This is a genomic window from Acinetobacter sp. AM (assembly GCF_003105055.1).
In the GTDB taxonomy this organism is placed as follows: Bacteria; Pseudomonadota; Gammaproteobacteria; order Pseudomonadales; family Moraxellaceae; genus Acinetobacter; species Acinetobacter tibetensis.
Window position 1 is genome coordinate 55,306 of record NZ_QETG01000016.1, and the last position, 17,485, is coordinate 72,790.

Below are 17,485 nucleotides of genomic sequence, written 5' to 3' on the forward strand. Positions count from 1 at the left end.
TTTCTCAATGATCAAAGATGCCTAATTTTCGCTTTTATGCAGACCGCACCAACTCTAGAAAATGACAATCCCTTTAGCAAAGTCAACGAAATTCAGCTACTCAGGTTTTACATTTTAAATTTTTAGAAATGATCAAAGCTCCATTATACTGTGCGCACTTATTCGCTGTTTCCTAACATTTATGACCTCCGACCCACAGGGTAAAGTGCAAGCCCGAGCGCTTGCACTGTTCCCCCTTATTGTTTTTCTGGCTATCTTTTTGGGTAGCGGAATTTATCATTCCCTGATTGGCACTGAATTTGCCTTTTATCAAATTAAAGCCCCAGTAGCCGCACTCCCTGCTGTAATACTGGCTGTACTCATTTATAAAGGTCACTTAAACCAAGCCATTGAGACTTTCCTCAAAGGTGCCAGCCACCCTAATCTGATTCTCATGTTTATGGTGTTTATGCTGGCTGGGGCCTTCGCGAGCACCAGCAGTGCAATTGGCAGTGTAGATGCGACCGTCCAACTTGGGCTATCGCTCATTCCTCCTGCTTTTGTTCTCCCCATGCTATTTGTCATCTCTGCCTTTATTGCAACAGCCATGGGTACTTCCATGGGCACCATTGCGGCCTGTGCCCCCATTGCTTTTGGCTTTGCCCAAGTAACCAATATTGAAACCGTGATGGCGATTGGTGCTGTGGTGAGTGGTGCGATGTTTGGTGACAATCTGTCTATGATTTCAGACACCACTATTGCAGCAACCAGCAGTCAAAAAGTGCAACTCCGCGATAAATTCCGCGTCAATATTTGGATTGCAGGACCAGCGTCTATCATTACCATTCTGGTGTTTATTTTGATGAGTAAGGATTCTCAAGCCATTCAATATCAAGACTATGATTTATGGCTGATTCTTCCTTATGTTGCCGTGTTTTTCTTGGCTTTTAGTCGCTTACACGTTTTAGCCGTTCTAACCATTGGAATCATGATTTCTGGTGTAATCGGTTTAATACAACAGAGCGGCTTTACCTTACTTAAATTGAATACCTCAATTTATGATGGCTTTGTCGGCATGTTTGAAGTGGCATTGCTCTCGATGCTATTGGGCGGGCTATCCAGCATCATGCAACGTGAAGGTGGCTTAGAATGGCTGATTCAACGGATTTATAGCCTGACGCGTCTTTTAAAAATTGGACAACAACGTGCTGGCGAGCTTGGTGTCAGCTTTCTGGTGATCTTCTCGAACTTATTTGTTGCCAATAATACTGTCGCAATTATTTTATCGGGTGATATGGCCCGTGAAGTGGCACAAGAATACGGATTAGATCCGAAACGTGTTGCCGCACTCATGGATATTTTCTCCTGCGTGGTCCAAGGTCTGATCCCCTATGGTGCACAACTACTTTTGGCATGTTCTATCGCCAAACTCTCTCCAGTCGAACTAATTGGTCATATTTACTATTGTTGGGTCTTGGCGATTTTTGCCATTTTAGCCATCGTACTACGCTACCCGAAATTGAATCAAAAGACGATCTAATCAAACTTGCTCAATTCCAGCGGTTCAATGAACCGCTTTTTTATCTCATTCACGCAGTTTGAGCTGTTGCCGTCGCCCTAAAAGCGTCTGTCCTGTTGCCGCCTTATAGGCACGTGCCAAAGCCGATTGGTCTGAATACCCCAGTGCTAAAGCCACTTCACTCAAACTCATTTTTTGCTGTAGCAAAACGTCGCAACGTTTCATTCGTTCCGTTTCAATAATTTTTTTAAATGAACTGTCAAATTCACTGAGCTGCCGCTGTAAAGTACGTACCGATAAGTGCAGTTCTTGCGCCACCCATTCCAGTTTGGGTACCTCTTGATGAAAAATCAGATATTCGGCAACAAGCGTATGTAAATGAGTCATGAGCGTGATATGCGCTGATTTTGCTGCAATCACCTCTTCAGCATGTTTAAGTAGTAAATGATTAAGCGATGGGTCGGGTTGCTGAGACTTCAGCAACAAACTTTCACGATTCAACTCTAAGGCATAACGCACTTGATGGAAAAATACATCACAGCCATAAAAACGCTGATAATGATAAATCGCACAACGTGGTGCATGCGCAAAATATAATTTTCTCAATGAGAACTGATCAAAAGAAAAAATCTGTCGAGCCAATTGCACCATTGCAGCAACGGTCATTTCATTAATCAGCACATGTTCATGCTGTGAAAATCCCCAATGAATATGAATGCTCTGATCCACTTGTGACATATGCATGGGCACCGTTTCTCGCCCATCAATCACTAAACGGTTAAAACGTAAGATAAACTGTAACGCTTCTGCCACACTGGTACTTTTCGATGCGATATAGCCCAACACGCCAAAATGTTCAGGTTGTATATGCTGCACAATATCGAAAATAAGATGGGGACAATTGAGTTGCTGCTCTGTTTGTTGTATTAAATCAATAAATAAAGCATACGATGATTGTGCATCAATCGGTTGTGATAAAATATAACTCAACTGTTGTTTTTGCACTGCCGAGAAAGGAAAGGCAAAACCATCAATATCACGTAATTTAAGATAGCTATGCCATAAATGAAAAAAGCCATTGGGGATTTGTAATGTATACATGGCTCTACCTGTCTGTTTGACATTTTTTATTTTCGATATGGCATAAAATGTATAAAAAATGGCAAGTACTGTCAAAACTTCTCCGATAAACACCGACATACTGCTCTTATCGAAGGTTCTATTAGTAAAAAACAATGAATACAATAGTCCGAAATCAAGTTCATCCCGTTGTGCGTACCGAATTCGACTTTAAATTGGATCAGGTGCCCCGCTTCTGGATGAACAATGACCCATTTTTAACCCGTGTATTTGACGCGTTGAGCCTCACTTTTCCTGATGGGGAACGTTACTTTATTCAATCGGTACGCTTGTTTCGCGATAAAATTACGGATCCTGAGTTAGAACAACGTGTCGGCGCTTTCATTCGCCAAGAAGCCCAACACGGTATCGCACATGAAAAAATGAACCATGTCATGCGCGCCCAAGGCATGCCTGTCGATCAATTTATTCAACGAATTAACCGAGTATTTAAGTTCGAACTTGAAGAGCGTTCTCCTCAGTACAATATTGCCATGACAGCAGCGGCAGAACATTTGACCGCCTTAATGGCAGAAACCTTTTATGGTAAAAAGGAAACTTTAGCCAACGCTCACCCTTACGTACGTGCGCTCTTGGCGTGGCATGCGATTGAAGAAATGGAACATCGTGATGTCGCATTTGATGTGATGCAACAAGTGGGTGAAGTATCAGAGTCAATGCGTCGATGGGCGCTCATTCTCACCACGCTTATGATGATTGGCTTTACGCTCTATCGTGCCAATGTCATGTTAAGACATGATGGCTTTGGTCGTTGGCAACGCTTCTGTATGATTATGAAAGGATTGCCGTGGTTCTTTGGTCGTAAAGGTACCTTAACCAGTATTCGCAAACAATATTTTGATTGGTTTAAGAAAGGATTTCACCCCAGCCAACAACCAATTATTCGTCAATACAATGTGTGGGTCGATACCCTTGCTGAAACCAACGATCCTATTCAAGCAGGTGAAGCTTTTTGGCAGGCTGCACAAAGTAAAAAATAAGATGCGATCATGCTGCATCTAAATTAAATGCCCTAATTTAGATGCAATTGAAAGTAGATATTTCTACCATTTCGCATAATGCTGTTCCAAAAGACCATACTCATCGATCAATACAATTTCTTGATCATCTTGCTGAATCGTTCCACTGATACGTGCCTGCCATTGACTAAATTGGCTACCGACCAATCTTAAGTTCAAATTTTCATAACGACGCCAACTGGTCGTAACGATTAGATTCAGACGTTGATCCAAAGAACGAATATTCCAACGTCCTTCCTCAAGATGCTCAAATAAAATATCGGTCAATTGAAACAACTGACCATTTACCCACAAGCAATTCTCATTACCAAAACTTTCATTGACACCAGAGGCTAAATTCAGCCCAATTCGTTGATGATTGGTATCCCAGAAATTACAAGACAACCAGAACCAAGCCGTTTCTGGTCGAAGAAATCCACATGTATCATCTAAAGAAGCAAAAGTCTTATCATGAAATTGTATAAGCTCTGCCTGTTTATTAACAAAATAGCCTTCACAACCAAGTGTGGTGAGTTTTTGCGTATAGGTCCAGCCATTAATTCCTGTTGGACTACACATACTTAAGGGTTGTGTTCCTGCACAGAAAATACGGGCATTCAGTTTAATTTCACCGTATTTAGTCACACGGATATAACGCACCCCATTGGCATGTTGCATTTCAATTTGAAACGGCGATTTATGAAAAAAACTTTGGTTATATAAAGGCTGCTCATCTAAAAGTGTATTACGCGCCAAAAAATTAATGGCATTCCATTCCATGACGTCCTGAGTAAGATGGTTATAAACGTAAAAAAAACCATGCCCTGCCCATGCAATATCGGCAATGGCTACCCCAATGGTGTAATGTTCATGCTGAATGGAGCAAAATTTAAATTTCTTATATTTTAAACGTTTACGCCAACCATCCAATACCTCTCCATAAGGGGTTTTGTATTGGTATTTCTGAACGTCAATATTTTGAGGTAATGCATTAAAGCGACCATAATGTGGCTGCCCATTCGACTGAATTAAATCCATTTATCCAATTCCATTTCACATATCGCTAGATCTGCTTTGACCTATACAGCAAGTCACATTAAGAATTTTTTTCGTTCTTTTTATGCAGCAAGTATCGATCACTTCTTACTCACCCCATGTTAGCATAAAAAAATGCCATATCAGAACAACGCACTTAAATTGTTTAAAATTAAACATTTAACGTAAGATAAGTATTTTCCCACGTGGTTGTATCAAACTCAGCTTCAACCAGACTCACATAACGACCATGTATACAATCAATGGCAATACAGTCATCCACTTCTAAAACACGATCTGTATGTTGCTTTTGCCACTTTTGATCAAAGTGATGTTTGCCAAGGTGTTTGGCTTCTGCGGCATGAGGAGCAACAACCAGCACATAGCGATGTAACTCACCAAATTCACGCGCATCATAGCCCCCTAAATTAATTAGCCACAGCTTTTCATCTGCGACTTGAGGTTGGGCATCACTAAACTGAATCTGGTATTTTTTTCCTGCACTTTCGACACCATTTACCTGTGCCCAAGCATCAATGTGTAAACCTTTTTGTTCACCAAACCATGCATTTTTTAACTGTGTATAGGTGTCTTCTAGGCTATCGCCCACAGCAAATACAACATCATGGACTTCGGTATTGGCACGTGCATGGCGACCACCAAGCATGACCATAAATAGACTAGGCATTTTCTTTCCTTTCTTTTGAGATATTTTTTTATAGCTAACAGGCGATTCACGGAAACGTCATTCGCAATTGTTCGAGGTAGACCACATTTCGAGAGAAATATTTTTGCAACTCCATTAATCACATGAAAGTATAGGGCGAGTTTTGCGAATGACAATGCCTTTGGTTACTTTGGGCTTATCCAAAGTAACATGACAAACTCCTTACATTCGAGGTGTAAGCAGCAAGACTCCGTCAAAATACAAATAACGTTACATGACCAATAAGATAGATTTGACCAGAGTTTTCATTGGTAGGAAATATCTTACTTTTGTTTCGAATAAATTAAAAAATCATCTTGTTGAGCAGACATCCATGTCGCCTTCCCTTATTCATGTTTTGGATAAACTTTTATTTCAACAAAAAACGTGCTGAATTGCTTCAGCACGTTTTTAATATTTTACAACCTTCTCCAAAGAGAGAAGCTTCACATCAGAGGAAAATCACATCTCAACCATTTCCACACCATCAATACGTGCCACGGTCATTAAGTCTTTATCACCACGGCCTGAAACCGTCGCAATAATAATTTGATCCTTAGACATGGTTGGCGCAAGTTTTGTCACATAAGCCATCGCATGTGAACTTTCTAATGCAGGGATAATCCCTTCAATATGGGTTAAATCGCGGAAACCTTGTAAAGCTTCATTGTCATTGATCGCCACATAATCCACGCGGTGCATATCTTTTAAGAAGCTATGTTCAGGGCCCACGCCCGGATAATCTAGACCAGCAGAAATTGAATGCGTTTCAATGATCTGACCTTGTTCATCCGACATCAAATAAGTACGGTTACCGTGTAAAACACCGACATGACCTGCATTCAATGGTGCAGAATGTTTACCTGTTTCAATGCCATAACCTGCGGCTTCAACGCCATACATTTTCACATCTGGGTCATTTAAGAATGGGTAGAACAAGCCCATCGCATTTGAACCACCACCTACACATGCCACTAAGGCATCAGGTAAACGTCCTGCTTGCTCTTGAATTTGTTTGCGAGCTTCACGACCAATAATGGACTGGAAATCACGAACTAATTGTGGATATGGATGTGGGCCTGCGACAGTACCAATCACATAATAAGTTGAGTCGACGTTGGTCACCCAGTCACGCATCGCTTCGTTCATGGCATCTTTTAAGGTTTTAGAGCCACTTTCCACAGGCACAACGGTTGCACCTAACAAACGCATACGGTATACGTTCATGGCTTGACGTTTCACGTCATCTGCACCCATGAACACCACACACTCAAGACCTAAACGCGCTGCGATGGTTGCCGTTGCGACACCGTGCTGACCTGCACCAGTTTCAGCAATAATACGTTTTTTACCCGAAAGTTTTGCCAGTAAAGCCTGACCAATCGTGTTATTCACTTTATGTGAGCCTGTATGATTCAGGTCCTCACGTTTTAAGTAAATTTGCGCACCACCCAATTCTTTTGACCATCGTTCAGCATAATATAAAGGACTAGGACGACCTACATAGTAGGCGAGATCACGGTCGAATTCTGCCAGAAACTGCTCATCATCTTTCATACGAAAATAGAGCTTTTCTAAGTCTTCTAATGCTGCCATTAGAGTTTCTGACACAAAACGTCCGCCATGGATACCAAAATGCCCACGTTCATCTGGGTATTGGGTATAGTCAATCATATTACTTTGCTGATCCACGATGGACTCCTTGCATGAAGTTTTCTATAAGTTGTTGGTCTTTTATACCTTTAGCGGATTCTACGCCTCCGCTGACATCTACAGCATAAGCCCCAGTCGTCTTTATAGCGTCTTCAACATTAGTGGGGGTTAAACCACCAGCTAAAATTAAAGGAATATCAAGCTTAGGGAATTGCGACCAGTCAAAACTGTGCCCTGTTCCCCCTTTTAGTTCAGGATGCCATGCATCTAACAGTACTGCACTTGCCCCTGCCTGTTGGAAGCGTTGAACTTCTGCCACTACATCCAGTTCAGGTTTCACCTGAATGGCTTTATACCAACGACGCCCAACTTGTGTCGCAATCATCTGACAGTCTGCTGGTGTTTCATCACCATGAAACTGAATAATATCGAGCGCCACTTGTTTTAACACATCCGCAATGTCATCCGCAGTGGCATTCACAAAAAGTCCAACAGTTTGCACATAAGCAGGCACATGTTGAATCAATTCTTTGGCTTGAACTACACTGACATGGCGTGGACTGGGCGGGAAAAATACAAAACCAATTGCATCTGCCCCTGCATTGACCACAGCTTGAATATCTTGGCTACGGGTAATTCCACAAATTTTGGCACGGGTTCGCATAGATTATGACTCTGGCTCGACCCTATTTATAGCTGATCTATAAATAACAGGGCGAATCATTGTAATGCAATTTTTTCGCCTTGCGTAAAGTTCATCCTGAAAAATCTTTACATCGATTGTTTAATTCGCATACAAACCGTATACTGCGCCCAAATGCAATAAGTCATAGCCATATGCTTTAGGGAAGTTGGTGCAAATCCAACACTGCCCCCGCAACGGTAAAACGAAACGTATATCTTTATAAGTGCTTGCACTTACATCACTGCACTCGTGTGGGAAGATGGGTATACCAATATTGTTCGCAATATTTATATTTAAGTCCGGAGACCTGCTTATTGCGCCGTTTAACTCAATCATTCACGGGGGGTGAATGTATGGAGCCAGCATGCCAAATTTATTTCAGCCTACTGCTTTAGTGGGCGCAATCGCTATTGCGATGGGTTTCTCTACGTCTGTATCTGCGCAAGACAACACGAATGTTGTGAATGCTTCTCTAGATACTTTGGTGGTAACTGCAACACGTTCTGAAGAAAAAATTAAAGACGTCCCTGCACGTATTTCAATCATTGAACCACAAATTGTTGAACAATCTCCTATTGCAGAATTACCACATTTGCTCATGAGTGATGCTTCTATCGATATGATGCAATACGGTGGTTATGGTCAAGCAGCATCAATTTTTACTCGTGGAACAAATTCAACTCATACTCTTGTATTACGTGATGGTGTTCGCCTTAACACAGGTTCTGCTGGTTCTGCTTCACTAGCATTTATTGATACAACTGATATTAAGCAAATCGAAGTACTTAAAGGTCCTGCATCCGTTCTATATGGTACAGATGCAATTGGTGGCGTAGTCCAGTTAGTTTCTAAAACACCAGAAAAAACTGGGGCTTTTGTAACTGGTGAAATCGGTGAGCACAGTACCTATAAGTCTGTCATTGGCGCAGATTTGGCTGAGAATGGAATTTATGCGCAAATTCGGGGTCAACGCTTAGAATCTGACGGAACACAAGTTACAGACTTCAAGGATGCTCAAGTCAATGCAGGAGCCTATGATCAAAAAGGCTTTAGTGCAAAATTCGGTATAGAAAAAGAACAATATGCTGCATCAGTTGATTATTCAGAGAATCAAGGTACTTCTACCTATGTTGATGGTATCAATGATGCGAATTGGAATCTGATTGGTCTAAAAAATGTCTCTCAAGATTTTAAAAATGAAATCATTAATGTTAAAGGTCGTGTAAACCTCAGCGATAACTTTGCACTTCATGCTCGCTTATCTCAATTCAAAGATGATCTTGAGCAAAATGATTCTCATGATGCAATCTACAATACAACAAAAGAAGCTGAACTTTATAGTAAATGGCAATTTAGCCCTACTCAGAATCTCTTGGCTGGGGTCGCAACGAAAAATGTCGAATCTGACGTTCTTTCAGGTAGTGGTTATAATGCTGTGGACTATGACAAAGAAGTTGATAGCACAGGTTATTTTGTTCAACACCAATACCAATCTGAAAAACTACACACCCAATTAGGTGTCCGTGTAGAAGATCATGAGACATTTGGTACTCATACCGTAGGGCAAGCTGCTGCACGTTATCAAATTTTACCAGCTACTAGTATTTACACCAATATTGGTACTGCTTTCCGTGCCCCAACGAATAATGACTTATATGCATTAAGCTGGGGTGGAAACCCTGAGTTAAAACCAGAAGAAAGTGTTTCATATGAAATTGGTCTTGACCAACAACTTACAAATCACTTAACAATGGGATTATCTGCTTACCGTAATGAGGTTGATAACTTAATTACTTGGCAGAATGGTAAAAATTTCAATGTAAAGGAAGCAACTTTTACTGGTGGCGAATTCAACCTTGATTGGGCAAAAGATGAGTTATTTACAAATCTTTCATATGCCTATGTACAGCCAAAAGACAAAGAAACTGATCAAGATCTGCCTCGTCGTTCACGCCAAAGTCTAACTTTGACATCAGGACTACAAAATGAAGTGTATGGCATTAGTGCATCACTTTCAGCTAAATCTAGACCTAAAAATAGCACTATTTCAGGATATGCTACTGTTGATGTAAATGCATTCTGGAATGTAAATCCTAACGTTAAATTATTTACGAATATTCAGAATATTGGTGATGTTGAATACAAAACGACATCTTATGGTAGCGGATACTATTATGTGAATGGTGGCCGTCAAGCTTCCGCAGGAGTCACTTTCCGTTATTAATTTAACTTAAAGACTCAAAAAAATTTTAAAACAGCGCAGTTTATGGATAATGTTTTGACCGGCATTATCCTTTTTTTCATTTAAACCTAGGAAACATTATGGGCCACCGTTTAAGTAAAATTTATACCCGCACAGGTGACACAGGAACCACAGGACTTGGCGATGGTTCTCGTGTAGCCAAAGATGATCTACGAATTACCGCACTTGGTGATGTGGATGAACTCAATTCAACGATTGGTGTCCTGCGTGCTCAAATTAGCGCAAGCTCAATCACTGACAAAGCAATCTGGGATAAAAGCTTAAGTCTCATTCAGCATTGGCTTTTCGACTTAGGTGGTGAAGTGTGCATTCCCAACTATCATTTGCTACAGCCGGTTTGCATTGAGTTTCTTGAACAAGAAATTGACCGTATGAATGAAAACTTGCCCATGCTGAAAGAATTTATTCTCCCTTCTGGTTCTTTGGCATGTAGCTATGCACATCAAGCACGAGCAGTATGCCGCCGAGCAGAACGTAGCCTAATGTCGGTACAGACCCGTGATCTGAACATTCAAGCCACTGCATTAAAGCTGCTCAACCGCTTATCCGACTGGTTGTTTGTTGCCTCGCGCGCCTTGCAACGAGCTGAAGGTGGCTCAGAAGTACTTTGGCAAAAAAATATTAACGACACGATTTAAAAAACAACCTGATTGAGGCTAGATCATAAATCTTCAGTCTCAATCATCACTTTTGCTCTGTTCAAGTTCATTGAATCGAACTTTGATTTTTATCACTATTCAAACAATCCTATAGCGTTTAAATTTCTAAAAATAAAAATTCAAATACAAGTCAATGGACTGTGAAATTTCACATAACTCCGTAATAATCAAAATAGAGTAATCACTAAGCAGATTTAAACATGCAAATTATCGGACATCGCGGCGCACGGGGTGAAGCACCTGAAAACACCTTAGGTGGATTTCAATATTTACATGACTTAGGCATCCGTGCTGTCGAGTTCGATGTGCGCCAACTCAAAGATGACACTTTTGTGGTGATGCATGATGATAATTTTTTACGCACCACTTCAATTGAACAAAATCTTTATGCCTGTACAGCTCATGACTTACACCACTTCAATCAAGCTTCTATCTGGATGGATTGGCAACATGAAAATACGCCAACCCTAGAACAAAGCCTGAATATTCTGCGTGAATTTTCTCACCTAGAAGTAGAAGTGAAAGCCGTGAATGATTTTGCAGTCGCAGAAAAACTAATTCAAAGTTTAGAACACGCTTTAACAGGGTTTGAGCACAATGCAGTCATCACCAGTTTTGACTTGAAAATTCACCAAGCTTTACAACAGTCTAACTCGCGATTTAGACGCGGACTTCTGATTGAAGAAGACATCCGAGAACGTGCGATTGAACAAGCACTGGAATTAGGCTGTAGCCGTATTGGTTGGATGAACCAATTGGCAAGCGATGCCTTAATTCAAGCCACCCAAGCTGCAGGATTAAAGGTCAGTGTCTGGACCGTCAATGATGTGCAGCGTGCCAAACATTTGCAAACCTGTGGTATTGATGGTCTGATTACCGATTTTCCCAAAATGATGCTGCAACAGCTAAATTTGGACTAAAAATTGGTTCGAATAACAAGCAGAATTGACCCGAAATTAAGAGGAGTACAGCAGTTGACCTAAAGTACAATAGAAATATATCAAGCAACCAATAAAAATAGCGGATTGATTACGATAAATTCAATCTTAGCATGGTGTTATTCTGTTACTGTTTAGTACAATACAACTGTACAATAATGCTAGAGTACGAATGTTGCTCATGCTAATATGCCAGAATCTTAATCCTTACAAGTTGTAATGATTTAAGTTCTCAATTTTAACCTGTATCAGGTTTCTAGGAGTGCTGTTGGAGATGAATCCTCCCCTACCTCAAGCCCCAATTAACTGGATTGCAATTTTTGCACTGGTTTTTTTACCTATTGTTGCGGTTATCGCTGTTCCGCTCTATGCCATCAATCATGATTTTAGCGCAAGCGCGTGGGTCAGTATGATTGTGTTATTGGGTGTGAGTAGTTTGGGTATTACTGCGGGCTATCATCGCTTATGGGCGCATCGCGCTTATGAGGCGACATTACCTTTAAAAATCATTTTGATGATTATGGGTACTTTTGCAGTTCAGAACAGTATTTTATTCTGGTCTTCTGGTCACCGCACACATCACCGCCATGTAGATGATGTAGAAAAAGACCCGTACTCAATCAATAAAGGCTTCTGGCATGCCCATTTGGGATGGATGCTACGTGATTATCCAGCAGCAGCACCAAATTTTAAAAATGCGCCAGACCTACTGAATGACAAGTTGGTGATGTTCCAACATAAATATTATGTGCCTTTGGTTATTTTGGTACATGTCGGTATTTTATTACCTATTGGTTGGGCTGTAGGTGATATGTGGGGCGTGTTACTTTTGGGCGGATTAGTACGTTTAATCCTGAGCCATCATGTGACCTTCTTCATTAACTCACTTTGCCATATGTGGGGTAAACGCCCATATACGGACGAAAATACAGCACGTGACAACTTCTTGCTTGCGATTGCCACTTGGGGCGAGGGTTATCACAACTATCATCATATTTTCCAATACGATTATCGTAATGGTGTGAAATGGTGGCAGTATGATCCAACCAAATGGTTAATCTGGTCATGTTCAAAACTCGGTTTAGCGAAAAACTTGCGCCGTATTCCAAGCTTTAATATCAAAAAAGCTGAACTTGCGATGAAGTTCAAATACGCTGAACAAGACTTAGAAGTTCATGGTCTAAACGTTAATGACGATATCAATTCGGCTAAAGCTCGTATTGCTCAAGAGTACGATGCATTTACTCAAACCTTGAATGACTGGGCAAAGTTGAAAGAACAAGAAATTCAAGCCAAGAAAACCGCTGTGGCTGAAAAAATCCATCTAATGGATGAGAAACTCAAAGTTGAATTTCAGTTGGTCGAAAAGCGTTTAGGACATCATCGTGAGACTTTAACCAAGCTGATGCGTAGCATTAAAAAAGCACCTGTTTCACAGTAATTGCTGTCTAATGAATTGATCATTTCAAAAGAAAGCTCCGTAAGGGGCTTTTTTTAGCAATACATAAAACCTAAAGGAAAACCATATGGATATAATGAACATCCCTTTCGGCATCACCAACTGGGCAGACATACCAACCACCCGTCATACAGGTGATCAAGGTTATGCCTTGTGGCGCACTCAGCAATTTGACACGATTCGCGTGCGCATGGTGGAGTATTCGGAAAACTATCTTGCCGACCATTGGTGTTCTAAAGGACATATTCTGTTGTGTTTAGAAGGTGAACTCCACACCGAACTAGATGATGGCCGTAGCTTTACCCTCACGGCTGGAATGAGTTACCAAGTTGCGGATCAGGCCGAAGCCCATCGCTCATCTACCTCAAAAGGTGCCAAGCTGTTTATAGTTGACTAAAATAGTTGGATATATGTCTTAACACGAAAACTTTGCTATATTGATGGGATCATGGCTTATCCCTTGTGATCCTTCACTATGCAGTTCAATTCACGCTACTCCCTCCTTCCTTCAAAGCTTTATCACCATCAACAACCCTTGCCTCTGAAAGGGGCAAAAGCAGGCCATTTCAATGCAGCCTTAGCAGAACAGTTGCAATGGTCTGAAGAAGACAAACAGTCATGGGTGGACATTTGTAGCGGGCAAAAAACCTTTGCTGAGTTCTCGCCGCTTGCGATGGTTTATGCTGGGCATCAATTTGGACAATGGGCGGGTCAACTCGGTGATGGGCGCGGTTTACTGATTGCCCAAATTCTCGATCAAAAACAACAAACCATAGACTTACATTTAAAAGGTGCTGGTTCTACCCCTTACTCGCGTATGGGCGATGGGCGTGCGGTATTACGCTCGGTTATTCGGGAATATCTGGCAGGTCATGCCCTAAATGCACTGGGGGTTCCCTCTAGCAATGCAGTCGGTTTTACTTCATCTACCCAAGGTATACAGCGGGAGAAACTAGAGTTAGGCGCAATGATGCTACGCACATCAGACTGTCATATTCGCTTGGGGCATTTTGAGTGGATTAATCAGTATCAATCCGACCTATTGGCAGACTTTACCCAGAAATGTCTTGAATGGCACTATCCTGAATGCCTGCTAGCCGAACAACCCATTTTGGCATTTGCCACCCAAGTGGTTCAACGGACTGCGGTGATGATTGCCAAATGGCAATTGGTTGGTTTTGCACATGGCGTTATGAACACCGATAATTTGAATATTACGGGTTCAACCCTCGATTTTGGCCCTTATGGCTTTATGGAACGCTTCCGCCCCAATTGGATCAATAACCACTCCGACTACCAAGGCCGCTATACCTATCAGCAGCAACCGAGCATTGGTCACTGGAATTTATGGACATGGCTAAATAACCTCATTCCGCTTTGCCCTCAAGACTATGACAAAGAACAATGGAAGCAAGACCTTGCCACTTGCCTAGAACACTATGAACCAACATTCTTGGAGCACTATAAACTAGGTTTAAGTCAGAAAATGGGCTTGCCTCATTTCCATACTGACAGTTTTGACTGTGCCGTGGCCTTCTTACGGATTCTACAAACCGAACAGCTCGATTACACGCAAAGCTTTATTCGTTTGCAAAATAAACAATATGAAATAATCAAAGACGATTGTCTCGACCGCCGTCAGTTTGAAAGTTTCCTTGCGCAGTACGAGCAGATTCGTGCCAATCAAGACACAGCAGAACTGGATGCAGCAATGCAACAAGCCAATCCAGTTTATATCCTGCGCAATCACATGGCGCAAAAAGCGATTGAACTGGCTGAACGGAATGATTTTTCAGAAGTCGACCGACTGTTTAACTTGCTCAGTCAGCCTTTTACACAACAGCCTGATTTAGAAAATGCTGAAGATTTAGCCCCATTAGCAAATGATGTGCCTGAAGTGATGGTGAGTTGTTCGTCTTAAGATTGTCGATTTCCTCTACACGGTTATCCACATTTTCTGTGGATAACATTGTGATTATCCACAGGAAAACTTCATTTATCCTTAAAGCTTAATCTTCTGGATACTCAAAACGATAGCCAACACCATACACAGCTTGAATCCATTCATGACGGTTGCCGGTCTCTGCCGCATCCGAAATTTTTCGACGTAAGTTCTTGATATGACTATCAATTACACGGTCTGCCACATCAAAACTATCTGGATTAATATGGTCTAATAATTGTACGCGTGAATAAACTTGTCCCACATGTTCAAGGAACAATTCCAATAGGCGGAATTCAGTTGGGGTTAAGTTGAGGGTCTTTTGTTGATACCAAATGCGTTGTTGTGCTTTATCTACCCGAAATAAGCTGTTTTCTTCAGGCTCAGCTTTACGCTCTAAACGGCGTAAAACTGCTTGTACACGCGCCACCAATTCTTTCGGGCTAAAAGGCTTACACACATAATCGTCCGCCCCCATATTTAAGCCCAGCACACGATCAATTTCTTCTGTTCGTGCAGTCACCATAATAATCGGCAAGTCAGATTGCTCCCTGACCTTACGACAAATAGTGAGCCCGTCCATACGTGGCACCATCAAGTCTAAAATCATCAGACTGGGTTTACGTTGCATAAAACTGTCATAGGCTTCCTGCCCATCATGGAACAGGCTCACTTCCAGACCTGCTGCCTCTAGATAATCACGGACCAATTGAGCCAGTTCAACTTCATCTTCAACCAGCATAATATGCTTCATGAATATTTCCTTTATGGTTTCATTTGTTTGGGAAAAGTGAGTTTGCAACGCAAACCACCCAAGGGTGAATGTTCAAAACCTAAACGTCCACCGAGTGCCTGAGCAATCTTACATGAAAGTGCCAAACCTAGCCCTGTTCCACCTGTGCTTCGGGTTCGTGAATCATCCACACGATAGAATCGCTCACCCAAATGCCGCAATTGTTCATCGGTCAAGCCATACGGGCTATCATCCACATACAGGCTCCACGCTGTTTCTGTTTGCTCAGTGTGAATCTGGATTTCGCCACCCAATTCAGTATAACGAATGCTGTTGCTGAGTAAGTTGACCACAATTTGTTTGAATCGGTCTGTATCTAATTGTAAGACTGGAGCATCACCCTGCACACTCACATTTAGATTCGCCTGTTCAAACTTCGGTTTGAAGTTTTCCACTTCTTGCACCACCACATCCCACGGATTTACAGCAGTAAAATAACACTTCAATTGCTGTGCATCGGCTTGAGCCAAATCGGCCAAATCTTGAGTCAATTTTTTCAAACTGCTCACTTGACGCATCATGGCATCCAAATGTTCTGGTGTGGCTTTACGAATGCCATCTTGCATGGCTTCGATTTGCGCCTGTAACACAGCCAATGGCGTTTTTAATTCGTGCGAAGTATCAGCCACCCATTGACGACGTGACGTTTCATGTTGATTTAGAATTTCAGCCAATTGATTCAACTCATTGGACAAATCACCTAATTCATCATTACGGTTAATTTTGACTTGATGTTGATAATTGCCTTGAGTCAGTTCACGTGTACCATTCAATAAGCGCTGAATCGGTTTCTTAAAATAAGTTGCCAGCAATAATGCAGCAATTAGACTGGCTAAAATGGTCAAACCATAGACCAAGAACAAATAGCGCTTTTGATTACTAAAGAAGTTGATACTTAATGCATCATCCTGATCCAAGACCGGCTTTAACCCTAAATAACCCACCACTTTGTCATCCACAATAATCGGGCGATAGGAAATTTGATCTGAAGAGGGTTCACCTACCACAAATTGTCGTTTGGCATCATATAAAGATAACCGTGAACTCAAGCCCAAACGGTCTGGCATCGAAATAAATTGCTTTTTCTGATTGCTATTTTTTAACTTATTCTGTGCTTGACCTTCTTTACGATCAGGCGGTCGAAAAGCATTTTCATTCGATTTTAAAGGAAATTTTAAACCTTCAAAGGGTTGGTATTCAGAAGGTAAATTTAACTCTAACCAACTTAATTCCTCTTGGTCGAGCAACGGTTTTTCCTGATCTGCCCGTGCCAGCGTTGGTGGTAAATTCACAAAAGTGTGTTCTTCAAAATAACGCTGCTGTAAGGCAATATCGTATTGTCGACGTAACCACCAATGCGACAGTCGATCGTAATCATCAGGGTCGGCCTGCCCCTCAATTTGTAAAATCTGAGCTTGTATGGCATTGCCCCAATCATGATAAACCGTGTACACCCCTGCCAAGTTGGAAATCAGATGATCGAGCTTTTGCATTTCGACATCTGCCACATACTTGGTGAAGTTTTTTTGCATGGTCCAGTGCAACACCCCTAAACTCAGTGTGATAATCACCAAGGTGGTTAGCAATACAGTCAAGAAGAGGCGTAGCGCAATCGGGACACGTCGAGTATTCAACAGTGGTGCTCGGTTGTTATTTTGTTAGCACTATTGTAACCAACCTATTTTCAAAAAACCCTCCATTGTTTCTTCATCTTTA

General features: G+C 41.6%; 15 protein-coding genes and 1 riboswitch. Of the genes, 8 read left to right on the top strand and 7 right to left on the bottom strand.

What is annotated here, in order from left to right; all coding sequences use genetic code 11:
* Positions 1-181: 181 nt before the first annotated feature.
* Positions 182-1,519 carry a Na+/H+ antiporter NhaC family protein gene (locus DCO44_RS10145; protein ID WP_116761556.1) on the top strand — a complete coding sequence of 446 codons (1,338 nt, stop codon included), beginning with the start codon at positions 182-184 and terminating at the stop codon, positions 1,517-1,519.
* Positions 1,520-1,564: 45 nt separating this feature from the next.
* Here the strand turns inward: DCO44_RS10145 and DCO44_RS10150 are convergent, their stop codons facing one another.
* Complete coding sequence (locus DCO44_RS10150) at positions 1,565-2,599, bottom strand: AraC family transcriptional regulator (protein WP_116761607.1); 1,035 nt, start codon at positions 2,597-2,599, stop codon at positions 1,565-1,567.
* 134 nt (positions 2,600-2,733) lie between these two features.
* Here DCO44_RS10150 and DCO44_RS10155 point away from each other — a divergent pair, with 134 nt between their 5' ends.
* Positions 2,734-3,618: a metal-dependent hydrolase gene (locus tag DCO44_RS10155; RefSeq protein WP_116761558.1), complete on the top strand. Its 885-nt coding sequence runs from the start codon at positions 2,734-2,736 to the stop codon at positions 3,616-3,618.
* 63 nt (positions 3,619-3,681) lie between these two features.
* Here the strand turns inward: DCO44_RS10155 and DCO44_RS10160 are convergent, their stop codons facing one another.
* The 4 genes from DCO44_RS10160 to DCO44_RS10175 form a co-directional block, all read right to left on the bottom strand.
* Complete coding sequence (locus tag DCO44_RS10160) at positions 3,682-4,674, bottom strand: DUF2804 domain-containing protein (RefSeq protein ID WP_116761560.1); 993 nt, start codon at positions 4,672-4,674, stop codon at positions 3,682-3,684.
* Between the two features lie 169 nt (positions 4,675-4,843).
* A complete protein-coding gene (locus DCO44_RS10165; protein ID WP_116761561.1) occupies positions 4,844-5,359 on the bottom strand; it encodes a DUF1543 domain-containing protein in 516 nt (171 codons plus the stop codon).
* A gap of 480 nt (positions 5,360-5,839) precedes the next feature.
* Positions 5,840-7,069, bottom strand: coding sequence for a tryptophan synthase subunit beta (gene trpB, locus DCO44_RS10170; RefSeq protein WP_116761563.1), 1,230 nt, complete (start codon positions 7,067-7,069; stop codon positions 5,840-5,842).
* Positions 7,053-7,694, bottom strand: coding sequence for a phosphoribosylanthranilate isomerase (locus DCO44_RS10175; RefSeq protein ID WP_116761565.1), 642 nt, complete (start codon positions 7,692-7,694; stop codon positions 7,053-7,055). The genes trpB and DCO44_RS10175 overlap by 17 nt, the downstream gene beginning before the upstream one ends.
* A gap of 143 nt (positions 7,695-7,837) precedes the next feature.
* A riboswitch (cobalamin riboswitch) is annotated at positions 7,838-8,045 on the top strand.
* A gap of 34 nt (positions 8,046-8,079) precedes the next feature.
* Between DCO44_RS10175 and DCO44_RS10180 the strand changes: the two genes are divergently transcribed.
* The 6 genes from DCO44_RS10180 to DCO44_RS10205 all read left to right on the top strand — a co-directional run bounded on the left by DCO44_RS10180 (position 8,080) and on the right by DCO44_RS10205 (position 14,955).
* Positions 8,080-9,939 carry a TonB-dependent receptor plug domain-containing protein gene (locus DCO44_RS10180; protein WP_116761567.1) on the top strand — a complete coding sequence of 620 codons (1,860 nt, stop codon included), beginning with the start codon at positions 8,080-8,082 and terminating at the stop codon, positions 9,937-9,939.
* A gap of 98 nt (positions 9,940-10,037) precedes the next feature.
* Positions 10,038-10,616, top strand: coding sequence for a cob(I)yrinic acid a,c-diamide adenosyltransferase (locus tag DCO44_RS10185; protein WP_116761569.1), 579 nt, complete (start codon positions 10,038-10,040; stop codon positions 10,614-10,616).
* A gap of 221 nt (positions 10,617-10,837) precedes the next feature.
* A complete protein-coding gene (locus DCO44_RS10190; protein WP_116761571.1) occupies positions 10,838-11,557 on the top strand; it encodes a glycerophosphodiester phosphodiesterase in 720 nt (239 codons plus the stop codon).
* 292 nt (positions 11,558-11,849) lie between these two features.
* The gene (locus tag DCO44_RS10195) at positions 11,850-13,016 is read left to right on the top strand and encodes an acyl-CoA desaturase (protein WP_116761573.1); all 1,167 of its coding nucleotides are present in this window, start codon (positions 11,850-11,852) and stop codon (positions 13,014-13,016) included.
* Positions 13,017-13,101: 85 nt separating this feature from the next.
* The gene (locus DCO44_RS10200) at positions 13,102-13,431 is read left to right on the top strand and encodes a DHCW motif cupin fold protein (protein ID WP_116761575.1); all 330 of its coding nucleotides are present in this window, start codon (positions 13,102-13,104) and stop codon (positions 13,429-13,431) included.
* Between the two features lie 78 nt (positions 13,432-13,509).
* A complete protein-coding gene (locus DCO44_RS10205; protein ID WP_116761577.1) occupies positions 13,510-14,955 on the top strand; it encodes a protein adenylyltransferase SelO in 1,446 nt (481 codons plus the stop codon).
* Positions 14,956-15,043: 88 nt separating this feature from the next.
* Here DCO44_RS10205 and DCO44_RS10210 read toward each other — a convergent pair whose 3' ends face one another.
* Positions 15,044-15,730: a response regulator gene (locus tag DCO44_RS10210; protein WP_116761579.1), complete on the bottom strand. Its 687-nt coding sequence runs from the start codon at positions 15,728-15,730 to the stop codon at positions 15,044-15,046.
* 11 nt (positions 15,731-15,741) lie between these two features.
* Entirely contained in the window at positions 15,742-17,403 is a 1,662-nt protein-coding gene (gene baeS / locus DCO44_RS10215; protein ID WP_116761581.1) for a sensor histidine kinase efflux regulator BaeS, read from the bottom strand.
* Between the last annotated feature and the right edge of the window lie 82 nt (positions 17,404-17,485).

What these genes read in the sequence shown, in the direction of transcription:
- DCO44_RS10145 (WP_116761556.1), top strand. Translation starts at nt 182, where the DNA reads ATGACCTCCGACCCACAGGGTAAAGTGCAAGCCCGAGCGCTTGCACTG.
- DCO44_RS10210 (WP_116761579.1), bottom strand. Translation starts at nt 15,730, where the DNA reads ATGAAGCATATTATGCTGGTTGAAGATGAAGTTGAACTGGCTCAATTG.
- DCO44_RS10190 (WP_116761571.1), top strand. Translation starts at nt 10,838, where the DNA reads ATGCAAATTATCGGACATCGCGGCGCACGGGGTGAAGCACCTGAAAAC.
- DCO44_RS10205 (WP_116761577.1), top strand. Translation starts at nt 13,510, where the DNA reads ATGCAGTTCAATTCACGCTACTCCCTCCTTCCTTCAAAGCTTTATCAC.
- DCO44_RS10160 (WP_116761560.1), bottom strand. Translation starts at nt 4,674, where the DNA reads ATGGATTTAATTCAGTCGAATGGGCAGCCACATTATGGTCGCTTTAAT.
- DCO44_RS10155 (WP_116761558.1), top strand. Translation starts at nt 2,734, where the DNA reads ATGAATACAATAGTCCGAAATCAAGTTCATCCCGTTGTGCGTACCGAA.
- DCO44_RS10150 (WP_116761607.1), bottom strand. Translation starts at nt 2,599, where the DNA reads ATGTATACATTACAAATCCCCAATGGCTTTTTTCATTTATGGCATAGC.
- DCO44_RS10200 (WP_116761575.1), top strand. Translation starts at nt 13,102, where the DNA reads ATGGATATAATGAACATCCCTTTCGGCATCACCAACTGGGCAGACATA.
- DCO44_RS10185 (WP_116761569.1), top strand. Translation starts at nt 10,038, where the DNA reads ATGGGCCACCGTTTAAGTAAAATTTATACCCGCACAGGTGACACAGGA.
- DCO44_RS10175 (WP_116761565.1), bottom strand. Translation starts at nt 7,694, where the DNA reads ATGCGAACCCGTGCCAAAATTTGTGGAATTACCCGTAGCCAAGATATT.
- DCO44_RS10195 (WP_116761573.1), top strand. Translation starts at nt 11,850, where the DNA reads ATGAATCCTCCCCTACCTCAAGCCCCAATTAACTGGATTGCAATTTTT.
- DCO44_RS10165 (WP_116761561.1), bottom strand. Translation starts at nt 5,359, where the DNA reads ATGCCTAGTCTATTTATGGTCATGCTTGGTGGTCGCCATGCACGTGCC.
- DCO44_RS10180 (WP_116761567.1), top strand. Translation starts at nt 8,080, where the DNA reads ATGCCAAATTTATTTCAGCCTACTGCTTTAGTGGGCGCAATCGCTATT.